This window comes from Nocardioides nitrophenolicus, assembly GCF_016907515.1.
In the GTDB taxonomy this organism is placed as follows: Bacteria; Actinomycetota; Actinomycetes; order Propionibacteriales; family Nocardioidaceae; genus Nocardioides; species Nocardioides nitrophenolicus.
This window is the reverse complement of record NZ_JAFBBY010000001.1, coordinates 84,610-106,331: the sequence shown is the minus strand read 5'-3', so window position 1 is coordinate 106,331 and position 21,722 is coordinate 84,610. Positions and strand designations below refer to the sequence as shown.

Below are 21,722 nucleotides of genomic sequence, written 5' to 3'. Positions count from 1 at the left end.
CTAGGACTCCTCGACCCACACGTTGTCGTGCGCCCGCATGAACGCGTCGTACTCCTCCGGCGTCCACTCCTCGCCGCGCGCCAGCCGGTCGAGCCCCTCGAAGTACGGCTCGCGCGGCGCGCCGGGCGCGAAGTGCAGCAGCATCGAGGCCGGGGCGCCGGACTCGTTGCGGAAGCCGTGGATCCCTCCGGGCGGGACGTGCAGGAAGTCGCCCGGGCGGGCGGTGGTCCACGCGGAGCCGGTGTGGATGCGGACCTCGCCGTCGAGCACGTAGAACGACTCGGCCATGGCGCGGTGGTAGTGCGGCCCCGGCCCGCTCACGGCGTCGGAGAACTCCCAGCGGTAGAGCCCGAACAGGCCGCCGGTCGCCTCGCCGCGGGCGAGGTAGTGCACCCGGTTGCCGTTGGGGTAGACGAGATCGGCCGGTGTCGCGCTCGGGCGCACCCACGCCGAGACCTCGCCGTCGCCGTCGTAGAGCGGAGGGGGATACGACATGGGGCGACGCTACGACAGTCCCAGTGACCGGACCCACAGTCCGCGGCGTGTCGCGGTGTGCCACCATGGTGCCAAGAGCTCGCGTGCTCTGGGGTCGGTGAAAATCCGAACCGGCGGTGACAGTCCGCGACCCGATCGCAGCCAGTGATCGGTTGACCAGGTGGAACTCCTGGACCGACGGTCAAAGTCCGGATGGGAAGTGCACGCACGAGTGTCCGACGGACGGCCGAGCACGGCCGCCCGACGTACGCCAGGCAAGCCCCGGAGTCCGCGTCCAGGACGACGAGAGGCGGTGGCCGGTGGCGGAGACGTTCACCCGGGAGTACGACGCGATGCGTCGTGCGCTCGCGCTGGCAGCGACCCCCGGGGTGCCCCTGCACCCCAACCCGCGGGTGGGCTGCGTGCTGCTCGCCCCCGACGGCAGCATCGTCGGGGAGGGCTACCACCACGGCGCCGGAACGCCGCACGCCGAGGTCGAGGCGTTGAAGGTGGCCGGCGAGCGGGCCCGCGGCGCGACCGCCGTCGTCACGCTGGAGCCGTGCAACCACACCGGCCGGACCGGCCCCTGCGCCCAGGCCCTGATCGCCGCCGGCGTGACTCGCGTCGTGATCGCGCAGCGCGACCCGAACCCGCAGGCCGCGGGCGGCCTGGACACGCTGCTGGAGGCCGGACTCGAGGTCGATGCCGGGCTGCTGGCCGACGAGGCCGCCGAGCTCAACCGGACCTGGACCTTCGCCCACCTCAACGGCCGGCCGTTCGTGACCTGGAAGTTCGCGACGACCCTCGACGGCCGCAGCGCCGCCGCCGACGGCAGCTCGCGCTGGGTCTCCTCGCCTGCCGCGCGCCGCGACACCCACCTGCTGCGCGCCCTGTGCGACACCATGCTCGTGGGCGCGAACACGGTCGAGGTCGACGACCCGCAGCTGACCGTGCGCGGCGACGACGACCAGCCGGTCGGGGAGCAGCCGCTGCGGGTGGTGCTGGGGGAGCGTGAGCTCGCCGAGGACCGCCGGGTGTTCGACGACGCCGCGCCCACGGTGCACCTGCGCACCCGCGATCCCGAGCAGGCCCTGCGCATCCTGTACGCCGAGCACGACCGCCACCACGTCTTCCTGGAGGGCGGGCCGACCCTGGCCGCCGCCTTCCTGCGGGCCGGGCTGGTCGATGAGGTCGTCACGTACGTCGCCCCGATGCTCCTCGGCGCCGGCCGCTCGGCCGTCGGCGACCTCGGAATCGGGACCATCGGCGACGCGTTGCACCTCCGGCTGATCGAGACCACCGTCGTCGGCGAGGGCGCCGAGGCCAACGTGCGCATGATCATGCGCCCCAGCGAGAGGAACTGAGGAATGTTCACCGGCATCGTCGAGGAGCTCGGCACCGTCACCGCCGTCGAGGACCAGGGGGACGCCATCCGGCTCACCATCGCCTCCGAGGTGACCCTGTCCGACGCCGGCCTCGGTGACTCGATCGCGGTCAACGGCTGCTGCCTGACCGTCGCCGAGCGCAGCGACACGACCTGGACCGCCGACGTGATGGCCGAGACCCTCGCCAAGACCAGCATCGGCGGCCTGGCCGTGGGCGACCGGGTCAACCTGGAGCGCGCCGTCACCGCGGAGAAGCGGCTGGGCGGCCACGTCGTGCAGGGACACGTCGACGCCGTCGGCGAGGTCGTCGCCCGCACCCCCAGCGAGCACTGGGAGATCGTCGAGATCAAGCTCCCCGACGACCTGGGGCGCTATCTCGTCGACAAGGGCTCGATCACCGTCGACGGCACCTCCCTCACGGTGGTCGAGGCGAGGGACGACACCTTCACCGTCAGCCTGATCCCCGAGACCCTGGCCCGCACGACCCTCGGCTTCCGCGGCGTCGGCGACCGGGTCAACCTCGAGGTCGACGTGATCGCCAAGCACGTCGAGAAGCTCGTGCGTGCCTACACCAGCGCCAGCAAGGAGAACTGACATGTCGGTGCGACTGGACCCGGTCGATCGTGCGATCGCCGACATCGCGGCGGGCAGGGCCGTCGTCGTGGTCGACGACGAGGACCGCGAGAACGAGGGCGACATCATCTTCGCCGCCAGCAAGGCGACGCCGGAGCTGATGGCGTTCACGATTCGCCACTCCAGCGGCGTGATCTGCGCGCCGATGCCCGGCGCGATGCTCGACCGGCTCGAGATCCCGCTGATGACCCCCCACAACAAGGACGCCTACCGCACGGCGTACACCATCTCGGTCGACGCCCGCGACGGCGTCAGCACCGGCATCTCCGCGGCCGACCGGGCCCACACGGTGCGGGTGCTGGCCGACTCCGCGACCGAGCCGTGGGAGCTGACCAGGCCCGGTCACGTGTTCCCGCTGCGCTACCGCGAGGGCGGCGTGCTGGTGCGCCGCGGCCACACCGAGGCCGCCGTCGACCTGTGCCGGCTCGCCGGGCTCACGCCGGCGGGCGTGCTGGTCGAGGTCGTCAACGACGACGGCACCATGAAGCGCGCGCCCGAGCTGCGCGCGTTCGCCGACGAGCACGGCCTGGCGATGATCTCGATCGAGGACCTGGTCCGCTACCGCCGTCGCGTCGAGACCCACGTGGTGCGCGAGGCCGAGACCAGCCTGCCCACCAGCCACGGCGACTTCACCGCCATCGGCTACACCATCACCGTCGACGGCAGCGAGCACGTCGCCCTCGTGTACGGCGACCCGGCGGCCCTCGCCGAGGGCGGCCCGGTGCTGACCCGGGTCCACTCCGAGTGCCTCACCGGCGACGTCTTCGGCTCCAGCCGCTGCGACTGCGGCCCCCAGCTCAACGAGGCGATGGACCGGATCGTCCAGGAGGGCCGGGGCGTGGTGGTCTACCTGCGCGGCCACGAGGGCCGGGGGATCGGCCTGGTCGCCAAGCTGCAGGCCTACCAGCTCCAGGACGGCGGCCGCGACACCGTCGACGCCAACCTCGACCTCGGCCTGCCCGCCGACGCCCGCCACTACGGCGCGGCCACGCAGATCCTCAAGGACCTCGGGGTGTCCGAGGTGCGGCTGCTGACCAACAACCCCGACAAGGTGACCTCGCTCGAGGACTACGGCATCACGGTCGGCGAGCGGGTGCCGCTCACCCCCCACCCCAACGGCCACAACCTCGCCTACCTGCTGACCAAGCGCGACCGGATGGGCCACGACCTGCCCGACCTCGACCTCGAAGGAGTCAACTGACATGGCCGGACACGGCGCTCCCGACATCGCCCCGACCGACTGCCACGACCTGCGGGTCGCGGTCGTCGCCGCGAGCTGGCACACCCAGGTCATGGACGGCCTGATCGCCGGTGCGCAGCGGGCGTTCGCCGACCACAAGGTCGAGGCGCCCGTCGTGGTCCGGGTCCCGGGCACCTTCGAGCTGGCCGTCACCGCCGACGCCCTCGCGCCGTCGTACGACGCGGTGATCGCGCTCGGCGTGGTGATCCGGGGCGGCACGCCCCACTTCGAATACGTGTGCAGCGCCGCCACCGACGGTCTCACCCGGGTCTCCCTCGACCATCACGTGCCGATCGGCTTCGGCGTGCTCACCTGCGACGACGAGGCGCAGGCCCTCGACCGCGCGGGCCTCGACGGCTCCCGCGAGGACAAGGGCTACGAGGCCGCGTCCGCCGCACTGCAGACCGCAGCCACGCTGAAGAAGATCCGCAGCCGCGGCTACGCGGGCTGAGACCGGGGGCGGTCGGTCCACGACCACGCCGTAGGCTGACCTCCCGTGAAGACGTTCGACGAGCTGTTCGCAGAGCTCAGCGAGAAGGCACAGACGCGGCCCGAGGGATCCGGCACCGTCCGGCAGCTCGACGCCGGCGTCCATGCGATCGGCAAGAAGCTGATCGAGGAGGCCGCTGAGTCCTGGATGGCCGCCGAGCATGAGGGCAAGGACGCCACGGCGCTGGAGATCAGCCAGCTCCTCTACCACGCCCAGGTCCTCATGATCGCGAGCGGACTCTCGCTCGACGACGTCTACGCACACCTCTGAGGCTGTACCGATTTCAAAGGCCATCTCCATGCTCAAGATCGCCGTCCCCAACAAGGGGGCCCTGTCCGAGGCTGCCTCCGGCATGCTCCGCGAGGCGGGCTACGCCCAGCGCTCGGACTCCAAGCAGCTCACCAAGCTCGACCCCGACAACGACGTCGAGTTCTTCTACCTGCGGCCCCGTGACATCGCGCTGTACGTCGGCGAGGGCACCCTCGACGCCGGCATCACCGGTCGCGACCTGCTCCTCGACTCCCACGCCACCGCCACCGAGGCGCTGCAGCTCGGCTTCGGCCGCTCGAAGTTCCGCTTCGCCGCGCGTCCCGGCACCGCCACCGGCGTGGCCGACCTCGCCGGCAAGCGGATCGCGACGTCCTACGACGGCGTGGTGAAGCGCTATCTCGCCGAGCAGGGGGTCGACGCCGCGGTCGTCCGCCTGGACGGCGCGGTGGAGACCAGCATCCAGCTCGGCGTGGCCGACGTGATCGCCGACGTCGTCGAGACCGGCTCGACCCTGCGCAACGCGGGCCTGGAGGTCTTCGGCGAGGTCATCTTGGAGTCCGAGGGCGTGATGATCACCCGCCAGGGCGCCGAGCCCAGCGCGCTCGAGGTCTTCACCCGCCGCCTGCAGGGCGTCCTGGTCGCCCGCGCCTACGTGATGATGGACTACGACATCCGCGCCGAGAAGGTCGAGCAGGCCATCGCGCTGACGCCCGGGATCGAGAGCCCCACGGTCAGCCCGCTCCATCGAGAGGGCTGGGTCGCGGTCCGCTCCATGGTGCAGCGGGCCACCGCCCAGCGGGTGATGGACGAGCTGTTCGCCCTCGGCGCGCGGGCGATCCTCACCACCGACATCCACGCCTGCCGGCTCTGACCCCGTGACTCCTGCCACCGACGTACCCGCCCTGCCGCGGACCTGGCGCCCGCTCGGTCCGCGGCTGGCGGCGGCCGTGTTCGCGGTGATCCTGGTCGGCGCCTTCGCCTGGCTCTGGGTGAGCTTCGACGATCAGACCAAGGACGCCGTCAACGACCTGGAGAAGGCGACGGTCATCTTCTTCATCCTGCTCGGCCTGGCGCTGCTCAACGCCCTGGCCCGGTCCCGGGTGGTCGCCCGCGAGGACGGGCTCACCGTCGTCAACGGCTACCGCAGCCGGCGGCTCTCCTGGGCCGAGGTCGGCGCCGTGCGCTTCCCGCAGGGCGCGCCCTGGCCACATCTCGACCTGGGCGACGACCAGCGGATCTCGCTGCTCGGCATCCACGCCTCCGACGGCGCCCGGGCCGCGACCGCGATCCGCGAGCTGCGCGCCGTGGTGGCGGCCCACCAGGACTGAGGCCCGGCGCTCAGACCGCGCGGATGCCCCACGCCGCCGTGAACGTCTCGCCGGGCGCCAGCACGACCAGGTCGTCGCCGGAGTTGAACGCGTCCGGGGGAGCGGTCATCGGCTCGACGGCGACGCTGACCCGCGGCGTGGGGGTGTCGTCGCCGGTGTAGAGCTGCAGCCACCGGTGGTGCTCGTCGACCCACAGCGCCACGCCGGACCCGCCGGCGCGCAGGGTCACCGTGGCGCGGCCGTCGTCGGCCCGGCCCAGGTCGGTCACCGCGTGGTTGAGCACCGTGGCCCCCAGCGGCGAGGTCACCCGTCCCCGGGCGGACGCCCTGCCGGTAGGGAGCAGCCGTTCCGGGTCGACCTCCAGCACCGTCGCCGCGTCCAGCTCGATCGTCCATTCGTCGCACGGACCCGGCCCGGCCACCAGGTAGGGATGCGCGCCCGAGGCGTACGGCGCCGCCGTCGCCGCCCGGTTGGTCGCGGCCTGGGTCACGGTCAGCCCGTCGGCCCCCAGCGCATAGGTCGTCGTGAGCGCCAGCGCCCACGGGTAGCCCGTCTGCGCGGGCAGGAAGTAGGTCAGCTCGACCCGGTCCTCACTCGCCGACGCGAGCGTCCACGACACCCACCTGACCAGTCCGTGCGAGGCATTGCGCCGCTTGGGCTCGGTCAGCGCGAGCTGCTGGGCGGCCCCCTCGAAGGTGTAGCGGCCGTCGCGGATCCGGTTCGGCCACGGCACCAGCAGCTGGCCGCGGCAGACCGAGGGCATCGCGTCCTCCGCGAAGCCGTCGACCAGCTCCCGGCCGTCGTGGGTCAGCGAGCGGAGCGCGCCACATCCCTGGGTGACGACGGCGCGGTAGCCGTGGGAGGACAGGACGTACTGCTCGCCGGTGGGTGCGGTCACGGGCACACCCTAGGGTCGCGCCCTAGGTCCGCACCACGAGGTCCGCGCGCTCCCGCGTCCGCTCCCGCGCGTGCAGCGCCTCCTCGTCGGCCAGCCAGGCGTCCCAGTGCGGTCGCATCGCCTCGCCGTCGCGCGCCAGCCACCGGGCCAGCCGTACGTCGAGGTCCGCCTCGACCCACACCGTGAGCGTCACCAGCGACGCGTAGCGGGCGGCGGCACTCCCGACCCCCTCGAGCACCAGGAGCGGGCCCGGCCGCACGACGACGGTGCCGTCCCAGGCGTCGGCGTACCAGTCCCAGCGCCGCCACCGCCCGGGCCGGCCCTCGGCGAGGGGGCGCAGCAGCGCCTCGACCGAGGCACCCAGACCGGGCAGCCCGCGCCAGCCCTCGAGCATCTCGTCGGTGCCCAGGACCACGGCCTCCGGGGCCAGGTCCGCGATCCCGCGGGCCAGGGTGGTCTTGCCCGACCCGGCCAGGCCGTCGACGCAGATCAGCCGTCCGGCGCCCAGGGTCGGCGGCCGGGACAGCGCCGCGGCCAGGACGTCAGAAGGCGAGGCCGTGGCCACGGTAGGTCGGGACCTCCTCGACGAACCGCTCGCCCTCCAGCAGCAGCACGCCGCGGCCGTGCTCGAACGGCTCGCCCGACTTCGCGTGCCGGAACCAGACCAGGTCGCCGATCGCGAGCCGGCCCGCGTTGGTGCCGACCAGCGGGGTCTGCACCTCGCCGGCGCCCTCCAGCCCGGTCAGGCTCAACCCGGCGGGCGCCCACGGCGTCGGCGCCCGGTCGGCTCCGGTGGGGCCGGAGGCGATCAGGCCGCCGCCGTGCACCGTCGCGACGTCGGCGGAGGGCCGGCGGGTGACCGGCAGTCCGAAGAAGGCGGCGGGGGTGGGGGAGAAGGACGCGTAGTGGTCGAAGAGCGTCGGGGCGAGCAGCCCGGAGCCGGCGGTCACCTCGGTCACGACCGGGTCGGCCGCCGACGACTCGATCGAACCGGAGCCGCCGGCGTTCCACAGCTCGATCCCGGCGAAGTCGCCGTGGCCCGCGAGCGCGTCGAGCGCCTCGACGATCGCCGCGCGCCGCACCTGCAGCTGGGCGACCGAGAGCCGCTTGAGCTGACGCACGATCGCCGACTTCGCACGCTGGTGCGGCACCGTGTCGGGGACGCCGGCCACCTGGCCCTCGTAGGTCATCACCCCGACCAGGTGGAAGCCGGGACGCTCGATCACGGTCCGGGCGAGGGCGGTGACCGCGCCGACGTCGTAGAGCGGGGAGCGCTTGGGGCCGACGGCCTGGCCGCCCCAGCGCAGCCCGGCGTCGATGTCGAGCGCCACGCGAACGGGCACCGCCGTCGAGGCGCGCAGGCTGTCGACCAGGTCGAGGTGGGCGACGTCGTCGACCATGATCGTGACCCGGGAGGCCGCCCGGGGCGAGGCGACCAGCGCGGCGAGCGCGGCCCGGTCGACGCTGGGGTAGGCGACCACGATGTCCTCGCAGACGTCGTGGTCGGCCAGCCACAGCGCCTCGGCGAGAGTGTAGGCGAGCACGCCGGCGAAGCCGTCGGCCGCGAGCGCCCGACTCACCAGCGCCGGCACCCGGATCGACTTCGACGCGACCCGGATCGGCGTCCCGCCCGCCCGGCGCGCCAGGTCGGCGGCGTTGGCGTCGAACGCGTCGAGGTCGACGACGAACACCGGGGTGGACAGGGGCTCGCGCCAGGCGGAGACCGCCGAGCGCAGGCGCGCGGCGAGCTGGTTGCGCGCGATCGACGACTGGTGCTGCATCCGGTCATCGTTCCACGGGTGCGATGATTCGTCGGTGAGCGCATCGCCGAACGAGCGTCCCGACGCCCGCCGTCTCCAGGGCTCGGAGTACGTCGACGACGACGGCACCGCCGACGCGGCCCTCGCCCGGGCGCTGCGAGCGCACCAGACCGGCGCGGCGCCGTACCCCGAGGTGCTGGCGGCCCTGAGCCGGTCCCGGCTGCTCGTCCCGGTGGTCGCGCTCCTGGGCGAGGCCGAGGTGGGCGCGGACGGCCTGGCCCGCGACAAGTCCAGCGACATGGCGGCGGTGCTGCTCACCGGCGCCGACGGCCGGCTCGCGCTGCTCGCCTTCACCGACCTGGCGGCGCTCGCCGCGTGGGACCCGCAGGCCCGGCCGGTGCCGGTCGCCGCGCACCTCGCGGCCGCGACCGCGGTGCAGGAGGGCGCGCACGCCCTGGTCGTCGACGTCGCGGGGCCGCACCCCTTCGTCCTCGCCGACGACGACCTGCACCGGATCGCCTCGCGCTGGACCACGGTCCGGCTCGAGGACGGCGACTGGGCCTGGCTCGGCGCCGCGGATCCCGCGGGTCCCGAGGATTAGGCCCCGCGGGAACAATCCGGCTAGCATCTGACGTTGACCGATCCGTCATGCCCGCGCGAGTGGGGGTGGCGGATCCACAAGCGGGGACCAGCACCATCGTCTCCCACCCGCAGCGGCCGCCAGGTCGTCGGGTCCGGTCCGTGGAAGCCCTGCCGGGGCCGTCGTACGACGACGCCGGAGTCCCAGGGCCCGTGACTGGCTTCCGCTTGTACCAGCGGGAGCCTCTTCTCATTTGCAGGGCTGAAGACCTCCCGACACACCTAGTTTGGAGGACACATCAGCACCGAGCTGCGCATCAACGAGCGGATCCGGGTTCCCGAGGTCCGTCTCGTGGGACCCAACGGAGAGACCGTCGGCATCGTCCCCACCGACCAGGCCCTCAAGCTCGCGCAGGAGGCCGACCTGGACCTCGTGGAGATCGCGCCGATGGGCAAGCCCCCCGTCTGCAAGCTCATGGACTACGGGAAGTTCAAGTACGAGAACGCCCAGAAGGCCCGTGAGGCGCGACGGAACCAGACCAACGTCATCATCAAGGAGATGAAGCTCCGGCCCAAGATCGACGCGCACGACTACGAGACCAAGAAGGGTCACGTCGTTCGCTTCCTCAAGGCCGGCGACAAGGTCAAGATCACGATCATGTTCCGCGGCCGCGAGCAGCACCGCCCCGAGCTGGGCTACCGGCTGCTGCAGAAGCTGGCCGAGGACGTCCAGGAGCTGGGCTTCGTGGAGTCCAACCCCAAGCAGGACGGCCGCAACATGACCATGGTCATCGGGCCGCACAAGAAGAAGGCCGAGGCGAAGCTCGAGGTGAAGGCCGCGAAGCAGGAGGCCGCCGCCGAGCGCGCCGCCGAGCAGGCCGCCGAGCACGCCGAGCGCACCGCCGTGCAGCCCTCGAGCACCAAGAAGGCCAAGCGGGCCAACGAGGCGCTCGACCCCGACATCGACCTGTAAGACGAACGAAGACACAGAGCGGACAGATCAGATGCCCAAGAACAAGACGCACTCCGGCGCCGGCAAGCGGTTCAAGGTGACCGGCAGCGGCAAGATCCTTCGCGAGAAGGCCGGCAAGCGCCACAACCTCGAGAAGAAGGCCTCCAAGGTCACCCGTCGCCTCACCGGCACGGTCGAGGTCGCCAAGAACGACGTCCCGCGCGCGAAGAAGATGCTCGGTCTCTGACCGGCCGTCGTCCGCCCCTGAACCGAAGCAACAAGGAGTAAGAAGATGGCACGCGTCAAGCGCGCAGTGAACGCGGCGAAGAAGCGTCGTACCACCCTCGACCGGGCCAGCGGCTACCGCGGCCAGCGTTCGCGGCTGTACCGCAAGGCCAAGGAGCAGGTCACCCACTCCCTGGTCTACAGCTACAACGACCGCAAGAAGAACAAGGGCAACTTCCGCCGCCTGTGGATCCAGCGGATCAACGCGGCCGCCCGTGCCGAGGGCCTGACCTACAACCGCTTCATCCAGGGTCTCAACCTGGCCGGCATCGAGGTCGACCGCAAGATCCTCGCCGACCTCGCCGTCAACGACGCGCCCGCCTTCGCCGCCATCGTGGCCCAGGCCAAGGCCGCGCTGCCCGAGGACGTCAACGCGCCCAAGGTCTCTGCCTGAGCATGACTCCTCTGACCGCGGGCAACACCCGCGTCAAGGAAGCACGCAAGCTGCACCGCCGTCCGGAGCGATCCGGGCGGCGGTGTTTCCTTGCCGACGGCCCGAAGGCCGTCGAGGGCGCGCTCGGCGCCGGTGTCGTGGTCGAGGTGTTCGCGACCCCCGTCGCCGCCGCGCAGTACGCCGACCTGCTGGCGAGTGCCCCGCTCACCCTGGTCGACGACCGGGCGATGAGCGGCCTGAGCGACAGCGTCAACCCCGCCGGCCTGGTCGCGGTGTGCCGCTTCCTCGACGCCGACCTGCCGGCCGCGCCGCGGCTGCTGTCGATCTGCGCCGACGTGCGCGACCCCGGCAACGCCGGCACCGTGATCCGCACGAGCGACGCCGCGGGTGCCGAGGCCGTGGTCCTCGCGGGCGACTCGGTCGACCCCTACAACCCCAAGACGGTCCGGGCCACGGTCGGCAGCCTGTTCCACCTGCCGGTGGTGCTCGAGCGCGACCCGGCGGCCGCCGTACGCCGGGCCCAGGCCGCGGGCCTCACCGTGCTCGCCGCCGACGGCGCGGGGGAGATCGAGCTGTTCGACGCAGACGAGCTGCTGGCCCGGCCCACCGCCTGGCTGTTCGGCAACGAGGCATGGGGGCTGCCCGAGGAGCTCGCGGCGCTGGCCGACCACCGGGTCCGGATCCCGATTCTCGGCGCCGCCGAGTCGCTCAACCTCGCCACCGCCGCCGCGGTCTGTCTCTACGCCAGCGCCCGCGCCATGATGGGCGCGTGAGCGACCCCCTCGACCCTCTCGATCTCCTGCCGGACGGTGTCGTGCTCGCCGGCGCCGACGGCACGGTGCGCGCGGTCAACGCCGTCGCGGCCACCATGCTGGCCGTCGACCGCGGCGACGCGGTCGGCCGGCCGCTCGACGAGGTGCTCGCGCTCACCGACCACGACGCGCGGACCTGGACCGACGCGAACGCCCCCTACGTCGGGCTTTCAACGCGCAGCGGGATCCCCGAGCAGTCCTGGCTGCTGCCCGACGGGACCGAGGTGCTGGTGACCGCCCGCCTGCACCGCGAGGTCCGCAACGGCCCGGTCTCCGCCGTGGCCGTCGACCTGCGCTCGGGCCGGGGCCGGGCCCGACTCGACCGCGACCGCTCCGACCTGGTCGCCACCCTCGCCCACGAGCTGCGCTCGCCGCTCACGGGCGTCAAGGGCTTCGTGCAGGCACTGCTCAACCGCTGGGACAAGCTCACCGACGAGCAGAAGCGGCTGATGCTCACCACCGCCAGCGCCGACGCCGACCGGCTCAGCCGGCTGATCACCGAGCTCCTCGACGTCGCCCGGATCGACACCGGACGCCTCCAGCTGCACCGCCGCCCCACGGAGCTGGGCCGCAAGACCGAGCTGGTCCGCGACTCGATCGCCGTGGTGACGTCCACCCCGATCGAGCTGGAGGTCGAGCCGGACCTGCCGCCGGTCGACGCCGACCCGGACAAGGTGATGCAGGTCGTCGCCAATGTCGTCGAGAACGCCGTGCGCCACGGCAGCGGCACCGTCCGGGTCCACGTCGGCCGCTGGGGCGAGGACACCGACCACCTCGCCGTCACGGTCACCGACGAGGGCGACGGCATCGCGCCGGAGCTGCGCCAACGGATCTTCACGAAGTTCTGGACCGAGGGCACCGGCGGCGGCTCCGGCCTCGGCCTCTACATCGTGCGTGGCCTGGTCCGCGCCCACGGCGGCACCATCGTCGTCGACGACCGCCCCGGCGGCGGCGCCCGGATCGTGACGACCTGGCCGGTCGCGCACTCCGTGCAACCATGACGCCATGACCGAGGGCCAGGACGTCGCCGTGCTCCGCCACTACCTCACCGGCGCCCGCGAGGCACTGCTCTGGAAGCTCGACGGCCTGGGGGAGCGTGCGCTGCGGCTGCCCCGCACGCCCACCGGCACCAGCCTGCTCGGCACGATCCTGCACTGCGCCAACGTCGAGATCGGCTACTTCGGCCCGACCTTCGGCCGGGCCTGGCCCGAGCCCGACCACCCGGCGCTCATCCCCGAGGACGCCTACGACGCCGATCCTCAGGCCGACTGGACCGTGCCCGCCGACCTCCCCGCGGCCGAGCTGATCGCGTTCTACGGCCGGGTCGGTGCCTTCGCCGACACCGCGCTCGTGGAGCTGCCGCTCGACGCCCCCGGCCGGGTGTCGTGGTGGCCCGAGGACCGCGCCGCGACCACGCTGCAGGAGATCGCGGTCCACGTCCTGTGCGACCTCCAGCGCCACGCCGGGCAGCTCGACATCCTCCGCGAGCAGGTCGACGGAGCAGCCGGACTGCGCCCCGCGATGAGCAACCTGCCCGACGACGTGGACTGGCCCGCGTACGTCGACCGGCTGACCGGGATCGCCGAGCGCTTCCCCGCGTAGTGCCCACGGGCGAATACCGGTTCGCCCGTCAGCGGCCCGGGTTCCTAGACTGGCGCCGATATGTCTGGCCCGAACACTGACTACGACCCCGTGGAGGTCGCCGCCGTGAGCCCTGCCGAGCTCGAAGCGGCGCGCGACGCCGCCCTCGCCGCGATCGCCGCCGCCACCGACCTGGAGCAGCTCAAGGCGGTGCGCGTCGAGCACGCCGGCGACCGCTCGCCGCTCGCCCTGGCCAACCGCGAGATCGGCGCGCTGCCGCCCCAGGCCCGCAAGGAGGCCGGCCAGCGCGTCGGCCAGGCCCGCGGCGCCGTGAGCCAGGCCCTCGCCGCGCGCCAGGAGGTGCTCGAGGCCGAGCACGAGGCGCGGATCCTCGTCGAGGAGGCGGTCGACGTCACGCTGCCGACCGACGCCGATCCGGTGGGCGCGCGCCACCCGCTCACCACCGGCGCCGAGCTGATCGCCGACATCTTCGTCGCGATGGGCTGGGAGGTCGCCGAGGGCCCGGTCATCGAGGCCGAGTGGCTCAACTTCGACGCGCTCAACCTGGGCCCCGACCACCCGGCGCGCACCATGCAGGACACCTTCTGGACCGAGCCGGCCGACCACCACGTCGTGCTGCGCACCCACACCAGCCCGGTCCAGGCGCGCACCATGCTCACCCGGCAGCCGCCGATCTACGTCGTGTGCCCCGGGCGCGTGTTCCGCACCGACGAGTACGACGCCACCCACTCGCCGATGTTCCACCAGGTCGAGGGCCTGGCCATCGACGAGGGCATCTCGATGGCCCACCTCAAGGGCACCCTCGACCACTTCGCGAGCCAGATGTTCGGCGAGGGGATCACCACGCGCTTCCGGCCGTCGTACTTCCCCTTCACCGAGCCGTCGGCCGAGGTCGACCTGGTCTGCTTCGTGTGCCGCGGGGTCGACAGCGACCAGTGCCGCACCTGCCGCGGCGAGGGCTGGATCGAGTGGGGCGGCTGCGGCATCGTCAACCCGCGCGTGCTCCAGGCCTGCGGTGTCGACTCGGAGCGCTACTCCGGCTTCGCCTTCGGCATGGGCATCGACCGGACCCTGATGTTCCGGCACGGCCTCGAGGACCTGCGCACCCTGTTCGAGGGCGACGTGCGCTTCACCACGGCATTCGGGAGTGAACTGTGAAGGCCCCTGTCTCCTGGATCCGGGAGCTCGTCGACCTGCCCGCGTCGGTCACCACCGAGGTGCTGACCGACCGGCTCACCGCGCTCGGACTCAAGCTCGAGGCGATCGAGTCCGCCGACATCACCGGCCCGCTCGTCATCGGCCGGGTGCTCACCAAGGAGCCCGAGCCGCAGAAGAACGGCAAGACCATCAACTGGTGCTCGGTCGACGTGGGTGACGCCAACGGCACCGGTGAGCCCCAGGGCATCGTCTGCGGCGCCCACAACTTCGAGCCCGGTGACCTGGTCGTCGTCATCCTGCCCGGCGGCGTGCTGCCCGGCGGCTTCGCGATCTCCGCGCGCAAGACCTACGGCCACGTCTCGGCCGGCATGATCTGCTCGGTCCGCGAGCTCGGCATCGGCGACGACCACGACGGCATCCTGGTGCTGCCGCCCGACGCCGGCGCCCCCGGCGACGACGCCTTCGGCCTGCTCGGGCTCGACGACGAGGTCATCGAGTTCGAGATCAACCCCGACCGCGCCTACGCCCTCTCCCTGCGCGGCGTGGCCCGCGAGGCCGCGCTCGGCTTCGACGTTCCGTTCGTCGACCCGGCCGGGCGCGAGCTCCCCGAGGCCGACGGCAAGGCCTGGGAGGTCGTCGTCGACGACCCCGCCGGCTGCCCCGTCTTCGCGGCGCGCCTGGTCAGCGGGTTCGACCCCGCGGCGCCCACGCCCGACTTCGTCAAGCGCCGTGTCGAGCAGGCCGGCATGCGCTCGATCTCGCTCGCCGTCGACGTCACCAACTACGTCATGCTCGAGCTCGGCCAGCCGATCCACGGCTACGACGCCGACAAGGTCGCGGGAGCACTCGGCGTCCGCCGGGCCCGTGAGGGGGAGCGGCTCACCACCCTCGACGACGTGGTGCGTACGCTCAGCACCGAGGACCTCGTCATCACCGACGACTCCGGCCCGATCGGGCTCGCCGGCGTGATGGGCGGGGCCACCACCGAGATGTCCGACACCACGACCCGGATCCTCGTCGAGGCCGCCCACTGGGACGCCACCTCGATGTTCCGCACCGGACGCCGCCACAAGCTGACCTCCGAGGCCGGCAAGCGCAACGAGCGCGGCGTCGACCCGCTGCTGCCCGGCATCGCCGCCGACCGCGTGGTCGAGCTGCTCGTCGCCCACGGCGGCGCGACCGCCGAGCCCGGCTACACCCTGGTCGGCACGCCTCCCGAGCGGCCGGTCATCACCATCGCCACCGACCTGCCCGCCCGGCTCAGCGGCATCGACATCACCGCGATGACCACCGTCGAGAGCCTCCGCGCGATCGGCGCCACGGTCACCGAGCAGGACGCCGACACGATCGATGTGCTGCCGCCGAGCTGGCGCCCCGACCTCAACGACCCCTACGACCTGGTCGAGGAGGTCGTCCGGATCGTCGGCTACGACCAGGTGCCGAGCGTGCTGCCGCGCCGGGCCACCGGGCGCGGCCTGACCCGCACCCAGCGGCTGCGCCGCCGCGTCGGCCGCACCCTCGCCGGCGCCGGGCTGGTCGAGGTGGTCAGCTTCCCGTTCGTCGGCGAGGCGACCTTCGACAGGCTCGGGCTGCCCGCCGACGACCCGCGCCGGGTGACCGTCGGGCTCGCCAACCCGCTGTCGAGCGAGGAGCCCGCCTACACCACGACGCTGCTGCCCGGGCTGCTCGAGGCCGCCGCGCGCAATGTCGGCCGGGGTGCGCCCGGCGTCGCCCTGTTCGAGACCGGCACCGTCGCCTTCCCGGCCGACAACGGACCGGCCCCGATCTACGGCGTGCACACCCGGCCGTCCGAGGCCGAGCTCGAGAAGCTGGTCGAGGCGCTGCCCGTGCAGCCGCAGCATCTCGCCGTGGTGCTCGCCGGCGAGCGGCGTCGCGCCGGTTGGTGGGGTGCCGGGACCGACGCCGGCTGGACCGACGCGCTGGCCGTCGTACGCCGGCTCGCAGCCGACCTCGGCGTCACCGTCCAGGTCGCCGCGGCCGGCCGGATGCCGTGGCACCCCGGCCGCTGCGCGCTGATCAGCATCGACGGCGTCGAGATCGGCCACGCCGGTGAGCTGCACCCCAATGTGTGCCGTGGCTACGGCCTGCCGCCGCGCAGTGCCGCCGTCGAGCTCGACCTCGACGCGCTGATGGCCGCCGCCACCGAGGTCGTCCCGGGACCGGAGTTCTCCACGATGCCGCTGGCCAAGGAGGACGTCGCGCTGGTGGTCGACGCCGAGGTCACGGTCGCCGCCGTCGAGGCCGCGCTGCGCGAGGGCGCGGGCGAGCTGCTGGAGTCCATCCGGCTCTTCGACGTCTACACCGGCGAGCAGATCGACGACGGCCGGAAGTCGCTGGCGTTCGCGCTGCGCTTCCGCGCGCCCGACCGCACCCTCACCGAGGCCGAGACCGGCGCCGCGCGGGACGCCGCGGTGGCCCGGGCCGCGGAGCTGACGGGAGCGGTGCAACGCTGAGCCGCACCCCGCCGCGGCTGCGGCTGGCCGACGAGGTCACCTGGGACGGCGTACCCGTTCCGGGCGAGCGGACGCGCACCCTGCTCGCGACGCTCGCCGAGGCCCGCGGCAAGACCGTCGGCGAGCAGTCCCTGATCGACGCGATCTGGGGTGCCGAGCCGCCGGCCAGCCCGACCAAGGCGCTGCAGGTCGTGGTCTCCCGGGCCCGGGCGGCGACCGCGCCCGGGGTCGTGGAACGGGCCGGACACGGCTACCGGCTCGCCCTCGACACCGGTGACGTCGACGTGTGGGCGAGCGACCAGGCGGTCGAGGCCGCGCGCCGGGCAGCGGCCGCGGGGGCGTGGAGCGAGGCCGCGGCGTACCTGCCCCAGCTCGGCGCGGATCCGGTGCTCGCCGGCCGCGTCCTCTCCGCGCTGGGCCGCCACGACGAGGCGCTGCCGCTGCTCGCCGCGGCGGGCGCCGACGGCACCGACCGCACCGCCGGCGACGACCTCGCCTTCGCCGCCCTGCTGCGCAGCGAGGCCGCGGTCCGGGGCGTGCCCGCTGCGCTGACCCGCTACGAGGACCATCGCTCCCGGCTGGCCGATCGCCTCGGCATCGACCCGGCGCCGGAGCTGCAGGCGCTCCACCACGAGCTGCTGCTCCTCGACCGGCCGGTCCGCTCCGGCCTGGCCCACTACGCCAGCAGCCTGGTGGGCCGCACCGACGATCTCGCCCGGCTGCGCGCGCTGGTCGGCTCCCATCGGGTGGTGTCGATCCTGGGGCCCGGTGGTCTCGGCAAGACCCGGCTGGCCCAGCTGGTGGCGGCCGAGGCCGACCAGCCGGTGGTCCACGTGGTCGAGCTGGTGGGTGTCGTGGACCCGGCCGACGTCGTCGCCGAGGTCGGCTCGGCGCTCGGCGTCCGCGACTCGCTGAGCAGTCGACACGGGCTGACCCCCGCGCAGCTGCGCGACATCCGGTCCCGGATCGCCCAGCAGCTCGACCAGGCCCCGACCCTGCTGGTCCTCGACAACTGCGAGCACCTCGTCGAGGCCGTCGCCGACCTGGTCGCCTTCCTGGTCGCGGTGACGCCGTCGCTGCGGGTGCTCACCACCACCCGCGCCCCGCTGGCCATCGCCGCCGAGCACGTCTTCGAGCTGCGCCGGCTCGACCGCGCCGACGCCGCCGACCTCTTCCGCCAGCGGGCCCTCGCGGCCCGGCCCGGTGTGGTGCTGCCGGATGACGCGGTCGACGAGGTGGTCGAGCGCCTCGACGGCCTGCCCCTCGCGATCGAGCTGGCCGCGGTGAAGGTGCGCGCGATGTCCGTCCCCGACATCGCGGCCCGGCTGGAGAACCGGTTCGCGCTGCTCCGCGGTGGCGACCGCAGCGCTCCCGACCGGCACCAGACCCTGCTCGCCGTCATCGACTGGTCCTGGAACCTGCTGGCCGAGCGCGACCGCCGCGGCCTGCGCCGGCTCTCGGTCTTCCAGGACGGGTTCACCCTCGAGGCCGCCGAGCGGCTGCTCGGCGCGGACGCATTGGCCTCCGTCGAGGAGCTGGTCGCCCAGTCCCTGCTCACCGTGCTCGATCCCGGGGCCGGGGAGCCGCTGCGCTACCGCATGCTCGAGACCGTCCGAGAGTTCGGCCGGATGCAGCTCGTCGACGCGGGGGAGCAGGCCGAGGCCCAGGCCGCCCACCAGGCGTGGGCGGTCGCCTTCGCCGACCGCCACGGCGCCGCCCTCTTCTCCCGCGACCAGGTCGTCACCATCGACGCCGTCGCGGTCGAGGAGGGCAATCTCGCCGACGCGCTGCGCAAGGCCCTGGCCGCGCCGGACCCCGACGCCGTGGTCGCGCTGATGGCGCTGCTCGGCGGCTTCTGGAGCATCCGCGGCGAGCACGCCCGGGTGATCATGCTCTGCGAGCCGCTGGCCGCCGCCGTCGCCGACTACGAGCCCGGCCCCGAGCGGGTCGACCAGGCCCGGGCCGCGCTGGCGCTGACCCTGGTCAACTCCTGGATCGCCCAGCTCGACGTCCTCGCCGACGTGCATGCCCGGCTCGCCGCGCTCGGCCCCGGTACGACGAGCCCGCGGATCGCGGCCGTCGTCACGGTCGTCCTCGGGGCGCGCGACGCCGGCAACGCTCATGACGCCACCGCCGGGCTCGGGGAGGTCGCCGGGCTCGACTCGTCCGACCCGATGATCCGCGGCGTCGCCCTCCAGTGGACCAGCCACGCCCGCGAGAACGCCGGTGACATCGAGGGCGCCATCGACGCCGCCGAGGAGGCGCTGGAGGTGGTGACCGACGACGTGGGGCCGTGGAGCCGAGCGGTGCTGCACACCCAGCTCGCCGGTCTCTACAGCCAGCTCGGCCAGGTCGACCGCGCGGAGCCGCACGCCCGGGCTGCCGGGCCGGTCCTGGCCCGCCTCGGCGCGCGCGAGGACGCCCTGCAGACCCTGACCGTGTCGGCGGTGGCCGCGCTGGTGCGCGGTGACCCCGACGCGGCCGAGCGCGCGCTCGACGAGGTGACGGCGTACGCCGGCGTCGACCACGCCGGCAGTCTCGGCACCGAGGGCACCGTCCTGGCCACCCGCGCCGAGATCGCCTTCGCCCGGGGCGAGGTCGAGGAAGGCTGTCGGCTGGTGCGCCGGGCGGCGACCACGATGAGCGCGCTCCGCTTCCCCGGGATGGGTCGCGACGCCGACCTGGCGCCGTGGACCATCTACGGCAACGGCGTCGCGGCGGTGGCGCTGTCCGCCCACGGCCGCGACGACGACGGAGCCGACCTGTACTCCTGGCTGACCGCCGCCGCCCCGCGGGTGCTCGGCCGGGAGCCGGGATTCGTCGACATCCCCGTCGTCGGGCTGCTGCTCCACGCCATCGGCCTGTGGGGCCTGCGCAAGCGCGCCCTGGCCGACGAGGACGCCATCCGGCTGCTGGTCCTCGCCGCGCGCTGTGCCTCACCGCGCTTCATCCCGACCCTCGACTGGTCCCACGTCGTCACGCTGGCCGAGGAGCGGCGCCCGGGCCTGCTCGCCGCGGTCGACGCGACGTACGACGAGCGCCGCGGGCTCGACCTGTTGGACGAGGTCCGCGACGTCGTCGGGCGGCTGTTCGGACCGCCCCCGGTGCTCTAGACCTTCCGGGCGTACGACCGCACCGCCAGCGGCGCGAAGATCGCCACCACCGCCGCGCAGCCGAGCAGCGCCCAGCCGACCTCGGCGGTGACCTGGCCCTCGTTGATCAGGTCGCGGCAGGCCGTGACGACGTGCGAGACCGGGTTCACCTTCACGAACGCCTCGAGCCAGCCGGGCAGCGAGTCCGCGGGCACGAAGGCGTTGGACAGGAAGGTCAGCGGGAACATGATCATCATCGAGATGCCCTGCACCGCCTGCGCCGAGCGGGCGACGGTGCCGAGCCAGGTGAAGATCCAGGCCAGCGACCAGGCGGCGACGATCGTGAGCAGCCAGCCGCCGAGGACGCCGGGCACGCCGCCGCCGGGGCGGTAGCCCATCGCCAGGCCGACCAGGATGGTCAGGGTCGCGGCGATCATGTAGCGGATGACGTCGGCCAGCGCCGGTCCCGCGAGCGGGGCGATCCGGGCGATCGGCAGCGACCGGAAGCGGTCGAAGACGCCCTTGTCCATGTCCTCGCGCAGCTGGGTGCCCATCGCCATGCAGGAGGTGAGCGCGGTCTGGGCCAGGATCCCGGGGATGATCAGCGGCAGGTAGTCCGTGACGCTCCCGGAGATCGCGCCGCCGAAGACGTAGGCGAACATCGCCGTGAACAGCAGCGGCTGGATGGTGACGTCGAAGAACTGCTCCGGGTTGCGGCGCATCTTCTTGGTCGCCCGCCACGCCATCGCCAGGGTCTGGTCGACGGTGTCGCGCAGGGTGGGCCGGGCCGGCAGCCCGGTCGGCGTCAGCGGTACGGCGGGCGCCGGGTGGGGGTCGATGAGCGTGGTCATCACGCCACCTCCTCGCTCTGGTCGTGGTCCTGGGGCTCGCTGTGGTGCCCGGTCAGCGCCAGGAACACCTCGTCGAGCGTCGGCTGGCGCACCGCCGCGGCGGTGATCGACAGCTCGGCCTGGCGCAACGCGATGAGCACGTCGCCGGCCTGGTCGGCGTGGGTCAGTGCCACGTTGAGCCCGCCGGCCTCGGGCGTGAGCACCGGCGCCTCGCCGAGGGTCCGCTCGACGACGGCGGCGGCCGCGGCGGTGTGCTCGCGCTCGGCCAGGCGCAGGTGGAGGGTCGAGGAGCCGACCCCGGACTTGAGCTGCTCCGGCGTGCCCTCGGCGACCTTGCGCCCCGCGTCGATGACCGCGATCCGGTCGGCGAGCTGGTCGGCCTCGTCGAGGTACTGCGTGGTGAGCAGGATGGTCGAGCCCTGCGCGACCAGCTCGCGGATGGTGTCCCACATCTGGCCGCGGGTGCGTGGGTCGAGCCCGGTGGTCGGCTCGTCGAGGAAGATCAGCGGCGGGCGGGCGATGAGGGAGGCGGCCAGGTCGAGCCGGCGCCGCATGCCGCCCGAGAAGTTCTTGATCTGGCGGGTCGCGGCCTCGGTCAGGCCGAAGCGCTCCAGCAGGTCGGCGGCGATCCGGTACGCCCCCTGCCGACGGTGCCCGAGCAGTCGGGCGAAGAGCACCAGGTTCTCGGTCGCGGTCAGGTTCTCGTCGACCGACGCGTACTGGCCGGTGACGCCGAGCAGCTGGCGCACGCGGTGCGGCTCGCTCGCGACGTCGACGCCGAAGATGCTGGCCCGGCCCGCGTCGATGGGGAGCAGGGTCGCGAGCATGGACAGGGTGGTGGTCTTCCCGGCGCCGTTCGGTCCGAGCACGCCGAAGACCTCGCCGCGCGCGACCTGGAGGTCGATCCCGTCGACCGCGCGGAAGCTGCCGAAGGTCTTCACCAGACCGGTGGCGTCGACCGCGAGCTCGCGTCCCCCGGTGGGAGGGTGGAGGATGTCGTTCATGGCGCCGAGCGTGCCGGTCCCCGCTTTCACTCCGGTTTCAG

At 73.3% G+C, this 21,722-nt stretch carries 23 protein-coding genes and 1 riboswitch; of the genes, 17 read left to right on the top strand and 6 right to left on the bottom strand.

Annotation, left to right across the window (positions count from 1 at the left end):
• Positions 1-495, bottom strand: coding sequence for a cupin domain-containing protein (locus JOD66_RS00525; protein WP_204835016.1), 495 nt, complete (start codon positions 493-495; stop codon positions 1-3).
• Between the two features lie 79 nt (positions 496-574).
• Positions 575-704: riboswitch (FMN riboswitch) on the top strand.
• A gap of 123 nt (positions 705-827) precedes the next feature.
• Between JOD66_RS00525 and ribD the strand changes: the two genes are divergently transcribed.
• The 7 genes from ribD to JOD66_RS00490 are packed head-to-tail and all read left to right on the top strand — an operon-like array spanning position 828 to position 5,820.
• A complete protein-coding gene (gene ribD / locus JOD66_RS00520; protein ID WP_205126178.1) occupies positions 828-1,838 on the top strand; it encodes a bifunctional diaminohydroxyphosphoribosylaminopyrimidine deaminase/5-amino-6-(5-phosphoribosylamino)uracil reductase RibD in 1,011 nt (336 codons plus the stop codon).
• Positions 1,839-1,841: 3 nt separating this feature from the next.
• A complete protein-coding gene (locus JOD66_RS00515; RefSeq protein ID WP_204835015.1) occupies positions 1,842-2,453 on the top strand; it encodes a riboflavin synthase in 612 nt (203 codons plus the stop codon).
• Between the two features lies 1 nt (position 2,454).
• Entirely contained in the window at positions 2,455-3,693 is a 1,239-nt protein-coding gene (locus JOD66_RS00510) for a bifunctional 3,4-dihydroxy-2-butanone-4-phosphate synthase/GTP cyclohydrolase II (protein ID WP_204835014.1), read from the top strand.
• A gap of 1 nt (position 3,694) precedes the next feature.
• Entirely contained in the window at positions 3,695-4,183 is a 489-nt protein-coding gene (gene ribH / locus JOD66_RS00505) for a 6,7-dimethyl-8-ribityllumazine synthase (protein WP_204835013.1), read from the top strand.
• Positions 4,184-4,228: 45 nt separating this feature from the next.
• On the top strand, positions 4,229-4,492 hold the full coding sequence (locus JOD66_RS00500; RefSeq protein WP_141798548.1) for a phosphoribosyl-ATP diphosphatase: 264 nt from the start codon (positions 4,229-4,231) through the stop codon (positions 4,490-4,492).
• 28 nt (positions 4,493-4,520) lie between these two features.
• The gene (hisG, locus tag JOD66_RS00495; protein ID WP_204835012.1) at positions 4,521-5,363 is read left to right on the top strand and encodes an ATP phosphoribosyltransferase; all 843 of its coding nucleotides are present in this window, start codon (positions 4,521-4,523) and stop codon (positions 5,361-5,363) included.
• 4 nt (positions 5,364-5,367) lie between these two features.
• Positions 5,368-5,820 (top strand): PH domain-containing protein, encoded by a 453-nt coding sequence (locus JOD66_RS00490; protein WP_204835011.1) that lies wholly within the window; start codon positions 5,368-5,370, stop codon positions 5,818-5,820.
• 10 nt (positions 5,821-5,830) lie between these two features.
• On the opposite strand, the gene JOD66_RS00485 is transcribed toward JOD66_RS00490, so the two are convergent.
• From JOD66_RS00485 to JOD66_RS00475, 3 genes are read right to left on the bottom strand one after another with little or no spacing between them, the layout of a single operon-like run.
• On the bottom strand, positions 5,831-6,718 hold the full coding sequence (locus JOD66_RS00485) for an aldose 1-epimerase family protein (RefSeq protein WP_204835010.1): 888 nt from the start codon (positions 6,716-6,718) through the stop codon (positions 5,831-5,833).
• A gap of 22 nt (positions 6,719-6,740) precedes the next feature.
• Positions 6,741-7,283, bottom strand: a complete 543-nt coding sequence (locus tag JOD66_RS00480) for a uridine kinase family protein (protein ID WP_307823209.1) — start codon at positions 7,281-7,283, stop codon at positions 6,741-6,743.
• Complete coding sequence (locus tag JOD66_RS00475) at positions 7,261-8,499, bottom strand: amino acid deaminase/aldolase (RefSeq protein ID WP_204835009.1); 1,239 nt, start codon at positions 8,497-8,499, stop codon at positions 7,261-7,263. The genes JOD66_RS00480 and JOD66_RS00475 overlap by 23 nt, the downstream gene beginning before the upstream one ends.
• Positions 8,500-8,533: 34 nt before the next feature.
• Between JOD66_RS00475 and JOD66_RS00470 the strand changes: the two genes are divergently transcribed.
• From JOD66_RS00470 to JOD66_RS00430, 10 genes are all read left to right on the top strand, one after another.
• Positions 8,534-9,079, top strand: a complete 546-nt coding sequence (locus tag JOD66_RS00470; RefSeq protein WP_204835008.1) for an SseB family protein — start codon at positions 8,534-8,536, stop codon at positions 9,077-9,079.
• A gap of 276 nt (positions 9,080-9,355) precedes the next feature.
• The gene (gene infC, locus JOD66_RS00465) at positions 9,356-10,030 is read left to right on the top strand and encodes a translation initiation factor IF-3 (RefSeq protein WP_222117996.1); all 675 of its coding nucleotides are present in this window, start codon (positions 9,356-9,358) and stop codon (positions 10,028-10,030) included.
• A 31-nt stretch (positions 10,031-10,061) separates the two neighbouring features.
• Entirely contained in the window at positions 10,062-10,256 is a 195-nt protein-coding gene (gene rpmI / locus JOD66_RS00460; RefSeq protein ID WP_204835007.1) for a 50S ribosomal protein L35, read from the top strand.
• Positions 10,257-10,301: 45 nt separating this feature from the next.
• Positions 10,302-10,688 carry a 50S ribosomal protein L20 gene (gene rplT, locus JOD66_RS00455; protein ID WP_204835006.1) on the top strand — a complete coding sequence of 129 codons (387 nt, stop codon included), beginning with the start codon at positions 10,302-10,304 and terminating at the stop codon, positions 10,686-10,688.
• Positions 10,689-10,690: 2 nt separating this feature from the next.
• Positions 10,691-11,461: a TrmH family RNA methyltransferase gene (locus JOD66_RS00450; RefSeq protein WP_204835005.1), complete on the top strand. Its 771-nt coding sequence runs from the start codon at positions 10,691-10,693 to the stop codon at positions 11,459-11,461.
• Complete coding sequence (locus JOD66_RS00445) at positions 11,458-12,501, top strand: sensor histidine kinase (protein ID WP_307823208.1); 1,044 nt, start codon at positions 11,458-11,460, stop codon at positions 12,499-12,501. The genes JOD66_RS00450 and JOD66_RS00445 overlap by 4 nt, the downstream gene beginning before the upstream one ends.
• Positions 12,502-12,505: 4 nt before the next feature.
• Positions 12,506-13,102, top strand: coding sequence for a DinB family protein (locus JOD66_RS00440; RefSeq protein WP_204835004.1), 597 nt, complete (start codon positions 12,506-12,508; stop codon positions 13,100-13,102).
• A gap of 60 nt (positions 13,103-13,162) precedes the next feature.
• Positions 13,163-14,260 carry a phenylalanine--tRNA ligase subunit alpha gene (pheS, locus tag JOD66_RS00435; RefSeq protein WP_204835003.1) on the top strand — a complete coding sequence of 366 codons (1,098 nt, stop codon included), beginning with the start codon at positions 13,163-13,165 and terminating at the stop codon, positions 14,258-14,260.
• On the top strand, positions 14,257-16,734 hold the full coding sequence (pheT, locus tag JOD66_RS28000; protein WP_307823207.1) for a phenylalanine--tRNA ligase subunit beta: 2,478 nt from the start codon (positions 14,257-14,259) through the stop codon (positions 16,732-16,734). Before pheS ends, pheT begins: the two co-directional genes overlap by 4 nt.
• A 191-nt stretch (positions 16,735-16,925) precedes the next feature.
• Positions 16,926-19,847 (top strand): ATP-binding protein, encoded by a 2,922-nt coding sequence (locus JOD66_RS00430; protein ID WP_372442382.1) that lies wholly within the window; start codon positions 16,926-16,928, stop codon positions 19,845-19,847.
• Here the strand turns inward: JOD66_RS00430 and JOD66_RS00425 are convergent.
• Together JOD66_RS00425 and JOD66_RS00420 are read right to left on the bottom strand one after the other, a co-directional pair.
• Positions 19,844-20,677, bottom strand: coding sequence for an ABC transporter permease (locus tag JOD66_RS00425; RefSeq protein ID WP_204835001.1), 834 nt, complete (start codon positions 20,675-20,677; stop codon positions 19,844-19,846). The two genes, JOD66_RS00430 and JOD66_RS00425, sit on opposite strands and share 4 nt — an antisense overlap.
• A complete protein-coding gene (locus JOD66_RS00420; protein ID WP_204835000.1) occupies positions 20,677-21,681 on the bottom strand; it encodes an ATP-binding cassette domain-containing protein in 1,005 nt (334 codons plus the stop codon). The genes JOD66_RS00425 and JOD66_RS00420 overlap by 1 nt, the downstream gene beginning before the upstream one ends.
• Between the last annotated feature and the right edge of the window lie 41 nt (positions 21,682-21,722).